This window comes from Actinomadura sp. 3N407 (genome assembly GCF_052245875.1).
Taxonomy (GTDB): Bacteria; Actinomycetota; Actinomycetes; order Streptosporangiales; family Streptosporangiaceae; genus Spirillospora.
This window is the reverse complement of record NZ_JBQQBP010000010.1, coordinates 207,859-221,361: the sequence shown is the minus strand read 5'-3', so window position 1 is coordinate 221,361 and position 13,503 is coordinate 207,859. Positions and strand designations below refer to the sequence as shown.

Annotated in this window: 9 protein-coding genes; 7 read left to right on the top strand and 2 right to left on the bottom strand. The window is 73.0% G+C overall.

Annotation, left to right across the window (positions count from 1 at the left end):
* Positions 1-80 precede the first annotated feature (80 nt).
* On the bottom strand, positions 81-1,283 hold the full coding sequence (locus ACTWPP_RS25470) for an MFS transporter (RefSeq protein ID WP_443106865.1): 1,203 nt from the start codon (positions 1,281-1,283) through the stop codon (positions 81-83).
* A 180-nt stretch (positions 1,284-1,463) separates the two neighbouring features.
* Here ACTWPP_RS25470 and ACTWPP_RS25465 point away from each other — a divergent pair, with 180 nt between their 5' ends.
* The 4 genes from ACTWPP_RS25465 (at position 1,464) to ACTWPP_RS25450 (ending at position 5,967) form a co-directional block, all read left to right on the top strand.
* Positions 1,464-2,513: a LacI family DNA-binding transcriptional regulator gene (locus ACTWPP_RS25465; protein WP_443106864.1), complete on the top strand. Its 1,050-nt coding sequence runs from the start codon at positions 1,464-1,466 to the stop codon at positions 2,511-2,513.
* A 7-nt stretch (positions 2,514-2,520) separates the two neighbouring features.
* Positions 2,521-3,555 carry a magnesium transporter CorA family protein gene (locus ACTWPP_RS25460; RefSeq protein WP_443106863.1) on the top strand — a complete coding sequence of 345 codons (1,035 nt, stop codon included), beginning with the start codon at positions 2,521-2,523 and terminating at the stop codon, positions 3,553-3,555.
* A gap of 107 nt (positions 3,556-3,662) precedes the next feature.
* On the top strand, positions 3,663-4,646 hold the full coding sequence (gene bla, locus ACTWPP_RS25455; RefSeq protein WP_443106862.1) for a class A beta-lactamase: 984 nt from the start codon (positions 3,663-3,665) through the stop codon (positions 4,644-4,646).
* Between the two features lie 7 nt (positions 4,647-4,653).
* Positions 4,654-5,967: an MFS transporter gene (locus ACTWPP_RS25450; protein WP_443106861.1), complete on the top strand. Its 1,314-nt coding sequence runs from the start codon at positions 4,654-4,656 to the stop codon at positions 5,965-5,967.
* A gap of 230 nt (positions 5,968-6,197) precedes the next feature.
* Here ACTWPP_RS25450 and ACTWPP_RS25445 read toward each other — a convergent pair whose 3' ends face one another.
* The gene (locus ACTWPP_RS25445; RefSeq protein ID WP_443106860.1) at positions 6,198-7,847 is read right to left on the bottom strand and encodes a penicillin-binding transpeptidase domain-containing protein; all 1,650 of its coding nucleotides are present in this window, start codon (positions 7,845-7,847) and stop codon (positions 6,198-6,200) included.
* A 127-nt stretch (positions 7,848-7,974) separates the two neighbouring features.
* Between ACTWPP_RS25445 and ACTWPP_RS25440 the strand changes: the two genes are divergently transcribed.
* From ACTWPP_RS25440 to ACTWPP_RS25430, 3 genes are all read left to right on the top strand, one after another.
* Positions 7,975-9,159 carry a LysR substrate-binding domain-containing protein gene (locus ACTWPP_RS25440; RefSeq protein WP_443106859.1) on the top strand — a complete coding sequence of 395 codons (1,185 nt, stop codon included), beginning with the start codon at positions 7,975-7,977 and terminating at the stop codon, positions 9,157-9,159.
* 49 nt (positions 9,160-9,208) lie between these two features.
* On the top strand, positions 9,209-10,183 hold the full coding sequence (locus ACTWPP_RS25435; RefSeq protein ID WP_443106858.1) for a serine hydrolase: 975 nt from the start codon (positions 9,209-9,211) through the stop codon (positions 10,181-10,183).
* Between the two features lie 201 nt (positions 10,184-10,384).
* The gene (locus ACTWPP_RS25430; protein WP_443106857.1) at positions 10,385-13,453 is read left to right on the top strand and encodes an AAA family ATPase; all 3,069 of its coding nucleotides are present in this window, start codon (positions 10,385-10,387) and stop codon (positions 13,451-13,453) included.
* Positions 13,454-13,503: the final 50 nt, after the last annotated feature.

The following is a 13,503-nucleotide window of genomic DNA, read 5'->3' as shown; positions in this document are numbered from 1 at the left end:
GCTTCGCGCTCACGCCGACTTCGCGCTCACGCCGGGCTTTGCGTCCACGCCGGGCTTTGCGTCCACGCCGGGCTTCGCTTTCAGGCTGGGACTTCGGCGGTGAGGGCCGGCACGGCGCGGGGACGGAGCGTCCGGGTGCCGAGAAGGCAGAGCCCCAGGGCGAGGACACCGCCGGCACCGGCCCCGGCGAACGCGCCCGGGACTCCCGCGACGTCCTGTCCGACGCCGGAGACGAAGGAGCCGACGGAGCCGCCCGCGCCGACCGCCGCGACGACCCACGCGAACGCCTCGGTGACGGTCCCGCTCGGTGCGAGCCGGTCGACCAGCGCGAAGCTGCACGCCAGCACGGGCGCGAGGAAGACGCCGCTGACGAACGCGAGCACCGACATGACCGGCAGGCCGGGCGCGAGGACGAGCGGGACGTAGCCGGCGGCGAGTGCGGCGAGCAGCCACGCCAGCCGCCGGTGCGGTTCGCCCGTCCATGGCCGGGCGCCGTAGACGAGACCGCCGGTGAGCGCGCCGCCCGCCATGCAGGCCAGCAGCAGCCCGGACGCCAGGTCGCTGCCGTACCGTTCGGCGTAGGCGACGACGGCCACGGCGTAGACGCCGAGCGCGATGCCGGCGCAGGCGAGCGACAGCAGCAGGATCCGTAGGCCTGGGGACCGCAGTGGCCCGGCCCAGTCGGCGGCGCGCGGTTCGCCGCGCCATCGGCGGGACGGCCCGGACAGCGCGACGACCAGCGTCCCGGCGATGCCGAGCGCGCCGGTGAGCAGCAGCGCCGCCTCGGTGTTCACGACGGCCGCGGCGACGACGAGCAGCGGGCCGACGGTGAAGAGGATCTCCTGGGCGGCGGCGTCCAGCGCGTACGCGGCGTCGACCTGCTCCTGGCCGTCCAAGACGTCCGGCCACAGGGCGCGCAGCCCGGCCTCCAGCGGCGGGGTGGCGAACCCGGCGATGACCGCCGCGATGACGGCGACCGGCAGCGGTTCGGCGCCGGTGGCGGCGAGGAGGCCGAAGCCGCCGGCGGCGGTGCACGCGGCCGGCAGCAGGACCCGCGGCTGGCCGAGCCGGTCCATGGCGCGGCCGAGGACGGGCTGGCCCGCGGCCGTCGCGAGGCCGAAGACCGCGGCGAGGGTCCCGGCGAGGGGGTATCCGCCGCCGTCCGCGCGGATGTGCAGCACGACGGCGAGCATCCCCATGCCGTTGGGCAGCCGGCCGAGGAGGGTGCCGCCGAGCAGCCTTCCCGCGTACGGCCTCCGCAGGAAGACGACATAGCCGCGCATCAATACCCCCGGATGGTTCTAGTCATACGTATTACCCGCAGAGTCATACGTACCACTTCGGGGGCGTCCGGCTCTAGTCTGAATTGGTCCCGAATCAAAGTCTGTGTTGGTCTAGGCCAGTCCCGGGTTGGTCTAGATCAGCTCCGGGTTGGTCCCGATCGGCTTCGCAGGGAGGCGCAGGTGTCCTTGGTCGGCCGCCCCACCAGCAAGGACGTGGCTCAGGAGGCCGGGGTCTCGCAGTCCACGGTCTCGCTCGTGCTGGGCGGCAAGTGGAGGGGCCGGGTCTCGCCCGCCACCGCGCGCAGCGTGCGCGGCGCCGCCGAACGCCTCGGCTACCGGCCCAACCTGGCGGCCCGCAACCTGCGGCTCGGCACGACCCAGACCGTCCTGCTGATGGTTCCGACCCTGACCGCGCCGTTCTTCGGCCCGGTCTACACGGGCGCGGCGCGGGTCGCGGCACGGCACGGCTTCGGCGTCGTCGTCTCGACCTGGCCGGACGACGCGGTCGGGCCCGCCGACAGCCCGTTCGCCGCACCGGACGAGGCGATCGACGGGATCCTCGCGTCCTCGATGGCGGTAGAGGCGCTCGGCGAGTTCCGGGAGACGCCCGCGGTCATGCTCGACAGCGGCCCGGACGGCCGGCCCGGCGGCTCCGTCCCCACGGTCGACTTCGGCGTCGCCGACGGCATGCGCGCGATCGCCGCGCACCTCGCGGACCTCGGCCACCGCCGGATCGGGCATGTGGCCGCCGCCGTCGACCAGTGGACGTTCCACGCCCGTGCCGACGCCCTCGCCTCCGCCGTCGCGGCCCTGCCCGGCGGGAACCTGACCCGGGCCGCCTGTGCGATCGACGTCGCCTCGGCCAAGGACGCCGCCGGGCGGCTGCTGGACGGCCCCGACCGGCCGACCGCGCTCGTCTGCGACGACGACCTGATCGCCGCGGGCGCCTACAAGGCGGCGCGGGCGCGCGGCCTGGACGTCCCGTCCGACCTGTCGGTCACCGGGTTCGACGACGTGCTGCTCGCGATCGCGCTGGAGCCCGAACTGACCACCGTCCGGCTCCCCGCGGAGGAGCTGGGCGCACAGGGCATGACGGCGTTGCTCGACCTCCTCGCCGGCGGCCGCCCGGCTCCCCGCGTCCTCCCCGGCGAACTCGTCGTCCGCGATTCGACGGCGGCCCCGTCGACCGGGCGCCCGCCTTCCTCGCGGGGCGGAGGAAGACGGGTATAAGGAGCAGATGGGATCCCGTCCGTCCGAAACCGATATCGAGGCGCATCCGGAGAACCGCATCGGCACGGCGGCACCCCGGACCCGGGCCTGGCGCGGCGGCGAGATCGAGGCGGAGGGCTTCCCCGTCCACCGCATCCGTGATTATCTGCGGCGCCCGGACGTCGTCGTGTGGCTCGACCTGTGCGGGCCGCGCCAGGAGGACCTGCACGTCGTCGCCGATGAACTGGGCCTCGACCCCGTCGCGGTGGAGGACGCGGTGTCCCGGCATGAGCGGGCCAAGCTGGACCGCTATGAGGGGTACTCGTTCCTGAACATGTACGTCCCGCTGATGGACGGCGCCGAACTCACGATGCACGAACTGTCGGCGTTCCTCGCCGAGCGCGCGCTGGTCACGGTGCGGCAGGACAGCGGCTTCGACGTCGACGCGCTCATCCGCCGTTGGGACGAGAGCCCCGGCGGCGAACTCGGCGAGACCGGCGCCGCGTTCCTGCTGTACGGCATGCTCGACCTGGTCGTGGACCTGCAACTGGAGGCCGTCGAGGCGCTCGACGACGAGGTCGGCACGGTGGAGGAACTGGTCTTCGACGACGCGTTCCCGGTCAGGGAGATCCAGCACCGCAGCTTCCGGCTGCGCAAGAACCTGGCCGCGCTGCGGCGGGTCGCACTGCCCATGCGGGAGGTCGTGAACACGCTGCTCCGGCGTGACCTGCGGCTCGTCACGCCGCCGCTCGTGCCCTACTTCCAGGACGTCTACGACCACACGCTGCGCGTCGCGGAGTGGACGGACGGGCTGCGCGACCTCGTCGCGGACCTCCTCGAGACGCGGCTGGCCCTGCAGGGCAACCGGATGAACGAGGTGATGAAGAAGGTCACGAGCTGGGCGGCGATCATCGCGGTGCCGACCGCCGTCACCGGTTTCTACGGGCAGAACGTTCCGTTCCCCGGCTCGGCGGAGCATTCCGGTTTCGTCGCCAGCGCGATCATCATCGTCGTCTGCAGCATCGGCCTCTACGTGCTCTTCAAGCGCCGCGACTGGCTGTGAGACCGGCCGTGTCCGCAGTTCAACCCGCATTCATATGAGTGCGCATATCGATAATCGCCCAATATCAATATTGGACATCGCCGCCACGGCTCTGGTCTGCTCACCGCATGCGAACGAGATCAACCCGCCTCGGAACCGTCCTCGGAGCCACCGGCCTGACGCTCTCCCTCCTGCTCTCCACCGCCGGATGCGGCGGTGGCCCGGAAACCGGGGGCAGTACCGCGACTCCCCAGAGCGCGACTGCTCCGCTGCATGCGGCTTCGGACCGTCCCGCCCCCTCCCAGGGCACGGTCAGCACGCGGCTCCGCGCCATCGAGAAGGCCCGGCAGGTACGCATCGGGGCGTACGCGATCGATACCGGCAGCGATCGAGCCGTCGGCTATCGTGCCAACGAGCGTTTCCCGTTCCTGTCCACGTTCAAGGCCGTGGTGTGCGGCGCGGTCCTTCAGAAGGCCCGCCGGTCGGACCCCGGCCTCATGGACCGTGTCATCCGCTACAAGGAGACCGACCTCGTCGACTACTCCCCCGTCACCGAGAAGCATGTGAAGACCGGCATGACCGTCGCCGAACTGTGCCACGCGGCGATCACCGTCAGCGACAACACCGCTGGGAACCTGGTGCTGAAGCAGATCGGCGGCCCCGCGGCGCACACCGCGTTCTTCCGCTCGCTCGGCGACCGGCTCAGCCGGCATGACCGCTGGGAGACCGCGCTCAACGACTGGCGGCCGGGCGAGCGGCGCGACACCCTCGTCCCGCGCAGCTGGGGCCGCAGCCTCCGGGCGCTCACCGCCGGGGACGCGCTGGCACCCGCCGACCGGGCCCGCCTGATCGGCTGGATGAAGGCCTCCGAGACGGGCGCCGACCGCATCCGCGCCGGGCTGCCGGAAGGCTGGACGGCCGGCAACAAGACCGGCACGGGCGGCACCTACGGCACCGCGAACGACACCGCGATCGCCTGGCCCCCGTCCGGCGGCGCACCGCTGATCATCGTGGTGACGACCAACCGGCGGGCGGCGGACGGCACCGCCGACGGCGCGGCGATCGCCAAGGCCACCGCCGTCCTGGTCCGCGCCCTGCGGCCGGCCGGCTAGAGGCACGATGGTCCCGGGCCGCACCACCGCCTCCGCGCGTCCCCTCCAGGCCCGGGGCCCGTCCCCCGGCGCGGAAACCACCGGCGCGGAAACCACCGGTGGCGAGAGCTCCGGCCGGAAAACGCCCGGCGGGGATACGCCCGGCAAGAGGTCTGCCGAGCGCCGGACCATCCTGGTGATCGCCACCGTCCAGATCGCGATCGGCCTCGGTTTCTACGCCGTGTTCGGCCACGTCGTCGCCCATATGCGCGACGGCGTCGGCCTGGCCGCCGGGACGATCGGCCTGGTTCTCGGAACCCGGCTCCTCATCCAGTACACGCTGCTGCTGCCGGTCGGGGCGCTGACGGACGCGCTGGGCGCACCCCGTGCCGGGACACTCGCATGCGTCGTCCGCGCCGGCGGATTCGGGCTATTGGGCACGGCGGACGGCATCGCCGGGCTGGTCGCCGCCGCCGTCCTGCTCGGCGTCGGCGGCGCCCTCTACCATCCCGCCGCACAGTCACTGGTCGCGGGGCTGTCGCCCGCGCGCCGTCCGGGCGGCTACGCGACCTACCTGATCAGCGGGCACGTCTCCGCGGTGATCGGCCCGCCCGCCGGGCTGGTGCTGCTGGCCGGCGGCGGCTTCCCCGTCCTCGCGGCGGCCGCGGCGGCCGCGTGGGGCATCGCCGCCGCGCTCTTCCTGCTGCTGCCCGCGGCCCCGCGCGTGCCCGGCGCCTCGACATCCCGGACGCTGACGCGGAGCCTCGGCGCGGTGGGGCGGGACCGCCGTTTCCTCCGGTTCGCCGTGGTCGTCGCCCCCTCCACGCTGCTCGCGAGCGCGACCACGACCGTCGTCCCGCTGAAGGGCTTCGGCTCCGGCTGGGCGACCGTGTTCTTCTGCGTGGCCGCCGCCGTGATCGCCGCCGTCCAGCCCTGGTGCGCCACGGGCGGCCGGGCCGGCCGGCCCCGCGTCCTCCGCGCCGGGCTGTTCCTGTCGGGCGCCGGCTACTTGACACTCGTCCCGCTGGACGCAACCGAACTGGGCGGCGGCGGGCACGGCGCGCAGGTCGCGGGGCTGCTGGCCGCGGCCGTCCTCAGCGGGCTGGGGGCGGGCCTCCTGCAGCCGTCGATCTTCCAGGTCGTCGCCCAGTACGCGCCGCCCGGACGGGTCGGCGCGTATCTCGGGACGTCGTCGTTCCTGGCCGGGATGGTGGCCTTCGCCGGCGGCCTGGCCGTCGGCGCGCTCTTCGACGCCGGGTCCGCCGGCGCGGCGACCGCGCTGGCCGGGCTGACCGCCCTCGCGCTGCTGTCCGCCTGTGCCCGCCCGCAGACGACGCCGTGACCGCACCCAACGCCGTGACCTTGCCAGACGCTGTGACCCCGCCCAACGCTGTGACCTTGCCAGACGCTGTGACCCCGCCCAACGCTGTGACCTTGCCAGACGCTGTGACCTTGCCAGACGCCGTGACCTTGCCAGACGCCGTGACCTTGCCAGACGCCGTGACCTTGCCAGACGCCGTGACCTTGCCAGACGCCGTGCACACGCCAAACGCCTGGCGTTGCCGGGCCTGGTCAGAGGGCCTTCAGGAACTTCGCGGCGATGGGCGCGGCGGCCTCGGCGCCGGTGCCGCCGCCCTCGACGATGACGGCGAAGGCGACGTCCTTGCGGTAGCCGATGAACCAGGCGTGGGTCGGCGGCTCCTCGCCCGACCCGTACTCGGCCGTCCCGGTCTTGCCCGCCGTCCCGGACGGGAAGCCGACACCGGACGCGGTCCCCTCGCTGACGACGGCGGGCATCAGGGCGTGCAGGGCCTTCTCGACCGCCGGCTCCAGCTTCTTCGGCGGGACGGGCTTGCGGCCTCCGGCGTCGGCGGCCTGCGAGGCGACGGCCGCGTCGACGATGCGGGGCGAACGCCAGGTGCCGTCGGCCGCCGCCGCGGCGACGCTCGCCATGTTGAGCGGGCTCGTCAGCACCTTGCCTTGGCCGAACGACGCGGACGCGAACGCGGTGTCGTCCTTGTTGTCGGGGAACGCGGCACGGACGGCGGGGAGCCCGGCGATGATCGGGACGTTGAAGCCGAACTGGCCCGCGACCTCGACGAGGCGCTTCTCGCCGAGCTTGTCCACGGCGAGGCGCGCGAACGTGGTGTTGCACGAGTGCGCGAACGCCTCACGGAACGGGATCGTCCCGAAGTCCTCGTGCTTGTAGTTGTGGAACGAGCGGCCGCCGACCGTGGTGGTGGCCGGGCAGGCCACCTTCGTGCTCACGCCCACGCCGTCCGCGACGAGGGCGGCGGCGGTGACGACCTTGAACGTGGAGCCGGGCGGATACTGGCCCATCAGGGCGCGGTTGTACCCGCCGGGCTTGTTCGCCACGGCGAGGATCTCGCCGGTGGACGGACGCACCGCCACCATGGAGGCGGGCTTGCTCGCGTCGCCGAGCGCCTCGCCGGCGGCGGCCTGCACCTCCGGGTCGATGGTCGTCTTCAGGGGCTTGCCGTCGACGCCGCCGAAGCGCTGCAAGGTCTTCACCGCGTCACCTTCGGCGTCGACGATCTGCACGGCGAGGGCGGGCGTTCCGGCGAGGCGGCGCTCGTACTGCTTCTGCAGGCCGACCGCGCCGACCGCGTCACCCTCGCGGTAGGGGGCGCCGAGTTCCTTCGCCGCCTCGGCGGACGCGGGTGCGAGCGGCCCCGCGAGCTGCCGGGCGGACCCGGACGGCGAGCCGCTCAACGCACTGCCGTCCGCCGCGAGAATCGCCGCACGGTCCGGGAAGGCGCGGGCCGCGCGCAGCCGCTGCCCCTCCTTGAGCGCCGGATGCAGGACCTGCGGCGACCACCGGACGAGCCACTCGCCGTCCCGCTCGACGAGCGGCAGGGCCCCGTCGTACTTGAACGTCCTGTCCCCGGCCAGCGTCAGTTCGGCCGTGTAGGACCCGCCCGCCTTGCCGCCGTCGGGATCACCCACCGACGCGACGGTGTAGCGCTGGCGCACGACGCCCAGGTCGTCCCGCATGCCGGAGACGCGCGTGTCGAAGTCGGCGGGCGGACCGTCGGTCAGGGCCCTCATCGCGGCGATGTCGCCGCCGCTCCAAGCCGCGAGGTAACGCTCCGCGGCGTCCCTGTGCTCGTCGCCCCGGCGCAAGAACCACACCGCCCCCGCCCCCACGATCACGACCACCACCGCGACCGCCGCGGCGGTGATCACACGGGATCGGCGCATATCGAACTCCCTTCCCCCTTGAACAGGGCCCCCTCGGATGAAGACACAAGAACACCAGCCGCACCCCGGAATGTCCAAGATTGATATCAGTGTCAGAGAGATACGTTAATTGATATCGTCGCTGGTCGTGAACGTCGTGGGGCATCTGCAGTGCTTCGTCGTCGTGGCCGAAGAACTGCACTTCGGCCGCGCGGCGGAGCGTATCGGCATGGCGCAGCCTCCGCTGAGCCAGCGGATCCAGCGGCTGGAGCGCGAACTCGGCGTGCGGCTGTTCGACCGGTCCAGCCGGAGGGTGCGGCTGACCGCCCCGGGAAGGCTGCTGCTGGACGAGGCCCGTGACATCCTCGCCCGCGTGGAACGCATCTACTCCGTCGCCGAGCGCGCCAGGCTCGGCGAGGTCGGCACGGTACGGGCGGGCCTGCCGAGCGACCTCGGCGGGCCGATCGTCGCCGCGCTGATCGCCGCGTTCCGGGACCGCCGCCCCGACCTGCGGCTCGACCTGCGGGAGACGGGAACGGCCGAGCAGGTCCGCGCGCTCGCGGACGGCTCGCTGGACGCCGGGATCGTGCGGCACCCGTGCGACTCCCGCGATCTGGAGCTCGGCCCGATGCTCGGCCAGCCGCTCGGCGTGCTACTGCCCGCCGCCACAAACCCGACCGCCACAAACCCGACCGGCGCAAACCCGACCGGCGCAAACCCAGCCGGCGCGCCCCCGACCGGCGCAACCCCAATCGGCACGGAACTCGCCGGTGCGGACCCAACCGGCCGTGCCACTGCCGCCGCCTCCGCCGCCGCTCCCCCCACCGGCGCTGACCCCACCGGCGCTGACTCTGCCGACGCTGACTCTGCCGACGCTGACTCTGTCGGCTCGCCCCTCGTCGCGTCCCCCGAGGTGCATCTCGCCGACCTCGGCGGACGTGACCTCGTGGTGTCCCCGCGTGAAGAGTCGCCCGGCGCCCACGACGAACTGCTGGCGGCCTGCCGCAGGCACGGCTATGCGCCCGCCGCCGTCCACGAGGCGCGGCACCCGCAGTTCGCGCTGGGCCTCGTCCTCGCGGGGACGGCCGTGGCCCTCGTCCCCCGCGTCGACGACACCGCGGGCGTGACGTGGCGTCCGCTGGTGGGCGAGCCGCTGGCGTGGCGGACGTCGTGCGTGTGGCGGCGGGCCGCCGATCCCGAGCACGCCCGCGCGATCGCCGACTTCACCGCCGTCGCGACCGCCGTCCTGCGCAGGGAGGCCGGCATGACGCCGCTGGACGGTGCGCCGGTCCGCCGCGTCGTCCCGCGCCCGTCCTCGGGGTTCCTGGCATGAGCGGAGCGAACCGGGGAGCGCGGGGGGCCGCCCCCCACAGGAGGCAGGCATGAGGGAAGCGAACCGGGGATCGTGGGGGGGCGTCCCCTCACAGCAGGCGGGCATGAGCGGGCCGGGGGCGTGGGGGTCGGGGGGCGTCCGGGTGGATGTGACCGAGCGCATCGAGGCGGAGTTCCGTTCCGCCGGTGTGACCGGATTCCTGCACGTCATGGACATGGACACCGGGCGGGAGGTCGCGGTCCGCGCCGACGATCCCGTCGTGCTCGCCTCGGTGTTCAAGGTGCCGCTGCTCGTCACGTTCCACAGGCAGGCCGCCGACGGCGTCCTCGACCCGGCCGAGCCGGTCACGCTGCGCCCGCCGGACCGCACCGCCGGCCCGACCGGGATATCGGCGATGCAGGACGAGGTCCGCATGTCGCTGCGCGACCTGACCCTCCTGATGATCACCGTCAGCGACAACGCGGCGGCCGACGTCGTCCTCGACCGGGTCGGCCGGGACGCGGTCAACGCGACGGCCGCCGCGCTCGGGCTCCGCGACACCGTCGTCGAGGTCAGCGGGCGCGAACTGCACGAAACCCTCCTTGAGGACGCCGGGGCCGCCACCTTCGCGGACGTGTGGACCCGGCTGGACGAGCCCGGCGTGGAGGCGCGGCTGCGCGCCCTCGACCCGCTGCGCACGAGCCGCAGCACGCCCCGCGACATGACCCGGCTGCTGTCGATGATCTGGCGGGACGAGGCCGCGCCGCCCGGCGGGTGCGCGGCGATGCGGCGGCTTTTCGGGCTCCAGGTCTGGCCGCACCGCCTGTCGTCCGGATTCCCCTACGACGACGTCGTCGTGAGCGGCAAGACCGGGACGCTGCCGACCCTCCGCAACGAGGTCGGCGCCGTCGAGTACCCGGACGGGGGCCGGTACGCCGTCGCGGTGTTCACCAGGTCGCTGCTGCCCATCGCCGTCCTGCCGCAGGCGGACGCCGTCATCGGCTCCGCCGCCCGCATGGCCGTGGAGTCGCTCCGCCGCCCCTGAGCGTCCCGTCCCCTCGAATATCAGCTGTCCGATACCGACCGGCAGATACCGACCGGCAGATACCAGCCGTCCGGTCCCGACGACCGATACCAACGACCGATACCGACGTCCGATATCACCGATCCGCGTGACCGCTAAGCCAGCACTCCCTCGGGAAACATAAGCTGTACCCCGGCTTTGATCACTCTTGGGGAGACTTCGTTGCGGCTGCCGGATCATCTGGAGCTACTGCTCACCGACGAGCCGGTGCTCGACGTCTACTCGCACGGTCCGTGGCGCGTCCCGGACGGGCTGTTCGAGGAGATCTCGGCGCGGATCGACGGGCTGGCGGCCGACCCGCGGGCCGCGGAACTGACGACCGACGAGCACAAGCTGCTGACGCTGCCGGCGGCGCTCGTCACCGCGGAGATCTTCGGCATCCTGGCGTTCCTGCCCGGCGGCGGCGCGATCAAGGCGGGTTCGTGGTCGCAGCTGCCCGAGCGGCTGCTGTACCGGCATCTGGTCAACCCGGGGCCGCTCAGCACCCGGATGACCCGCTGGGACGCGCCCGGCGGCCGGTGGCGTCCGCCGGTCGACTGGCTGATCGAGGCCCCCGACCGGGAACTCGCGATCGACCTGGCCCGCGACTGCCTGTCCGTCCTGGAGGGCATCGAGCCGCTGGAGGAACGCCGCAAGGCGCTGCTGCGGCTGTACGACGACGCGCCAGTGTGCGACATGAACCTGCCGAAGATGGAGCTGCGGGAGCACTGGCACGCGCACGCCGGCGACGACATCGTCACGGCGTTGCCCGAACTGCTCGGCCCCGTCGGCTACCTGGAGTGGGTGTGCGCGGGACTGCTCGCGTCCTACGAGAACCTGACGGAGGCTGCGCCCCGCGATGAGAGCGTCGAGGTCCACCTGATCCAGCTGCTCCTGCAGGGCAGCATGGAGCACGTCCCGGCGGAGTTGTCCGTGGCGCTGGGCGAGGACCGCTACCGCGAGCTGCAGCAGCGCTTCGCCGCCGAACGCCGCGGGTTCAAGGCGGGCGCCTGGCAGGAGCGGACGCGGGCGTGGCTCGTCCGGGCGCTGGTCGCGGGCGCCGCCGACGCCTGCCGGGGCTGGCTCGACATGGCGATGCGGTTCTGCGCGATCGTCCAGGGCCTGCCCGGCGACCCGTGGTTCCCGAAGGCCGAATGCATCCCCGTCGGCCAGTTCCAGACCGACCTGCGGCGCCTGTACGCGCCGCGCCGCCGCGTCGTCAACCCGCTCACCGAAACGCTGAAGAGCGTCCCGGAACCGGTCGGGGACGCCGAGGCGCGGCAGGGCGGGCGGGCCTCCGCGCGGGCGGAGATCTCGACGTCGCTGGTCGAGCAGCCCGAGGTGGTCGAGGCGCTGGACGAGCTGACCAGCGGCAGCGGACCCGTCCGGCTGCTGATCACCGGGCCGGACGGCACCGGCAAGCGCGACGCCGCGCAGGAACTCGGCAAGGCCCTGGCGCTCGGCCGCGACCCGCACTGGCTCACCGACAACCTGTTCACGGGCCAGCGGCTGTCGGACGCCGTCGCCAAACTCCACGCCGACGCCCGCGACTGCGCCGGCGACCGGCTTCTCATCATCGAGGGCCTCGACGGCATCGTCACCGACCCCGGCAACGGGGAGGCCATCGCCGCCGAACTGCACCGGCTGCTGGCCGTCCACCCCGACCTGCACCTCGTGGCGCTGTGCGACACCGACGGCGAGGAGCGGATCCGCGACATCAACCCCGTCCTGCCGCAGCGGTTCCGGATCGCGCGGACCCGGCCGTTCACCGCGCAGGGCCACGCCGAGCTGTTCCGCCGCGCCCTGGACGCCCGCGGCGCCCGCGGCACCCGGCAGGCGGTCGAGGCGGCGGGCGCGCTACTGGCCGCGACGCCGCCGATGCAGACGCTCCGCAACGCCCGCCTCGCCCCCCACCTCGCCGACCAGGCCGTCGCCGCGGCCCGGGCGCGCATGACACCGGACGCGGAGTCGACGGCCGCCGGACCGGGCGCCACGTCGCAAGAAGCCGCGTCATCGGGCGCCGCGTCAGCAAAAGCCGCGACATCGAAGGCCGCGGCACCACAAACCGTGTCACCACAAACCGTGTCACCACAAACCGCGTCACCACAAACCGCGTCACCACAAACCGCGTCACCACAAACCGCGTCACTACAAGCCGCAGCAGTAGAAGCAGAAGCCGCGTCATTGGGCGTCGCGGCATCAAAGGCTGCGTCACCGAAGGCCGCGGCACAAAAGGCCAGGCTGGTCATCCGCAAGCAGGACATCCCGGAGACGCTGGACACCTCGCAGGCCACCGGCAACCCGCTCGCCGAACTGCGCGACCTCACCGGCCTCGACACCGTCAAGCACGAGATCGCGCTGCTCGTCGCCGGGACGCACGCGGCGCGGCTGCGCAGCGAATCCGGGCTGACGATCACCCCGCCGACGCGGCACATGGTGTTCACCGGCAACCCCGGCACCGGAAAGACGATGGTGGCCCGTCTGCTCGGCCGCATCTACAAGCGGCTCGGGGTGCTGTCGTCCGGGCATCTCGTCGAGGCGTCCCGCGCCCACCTCGTCGGCGAGTACATCGGGCAGACCGCGCCCCGCACCCGCAGGCTGGTGGAACGCGCGATCGGCGGCGTCCTGTTCATCGACGAGGCGTACACGCTCACCCAGTCGCCGCTGAAGGGCGACTACGGGCATGAGGCGATCGCCGAACTGGTGAAGCTGATGGAGGACCACCGCGACGACCTCGTGGTGATCGTGGCCGGGTACGAGCAGGAGATGGCGGAGTTCCTGGTCGCCAACCCGGGCCTGGACTCCCGCTTCCCCAAGCAGATCCACTTCCCCGACTACACCGACGACGAGCTGATCATCGTGTTCGGTCAGCTCGCCGCCGCGGACGGCTTCCGGCTCGCCCCCGGCACCGAGGAGGTCCTGCGGACGATGCTGCGCCGCGCGCCGCGCGGCCCGTCGTTCGGCAACGGCCGCCTGATGCGCAACATGCTGGACGTGGCCGTCGCGAACCAGGCCGACCGTGTCGCGTCCGCCGCCGTCGCCGCTGTCAAGGACGGCAGCGCAAACGACGGAGAGGGCGGGCGGGGCACCAAGGGCCACAAGTCCGCCAAATCCTCCGCCAAGTCCACCACCAAATCCTCCGCCAAGTCCTCCGTGAAGGCCCCCACCAAGAGCGAACTGATCACGCTCACGGCCGACGATCTGCCCCCGCTGCTGGATCATCCGGAGGAATTCTTCGGTCTGTACCTCTGAGCGGGTATGACCTGAGGTGGCTTCCCCGCCCGCCGACGGCGAGGAGGCTG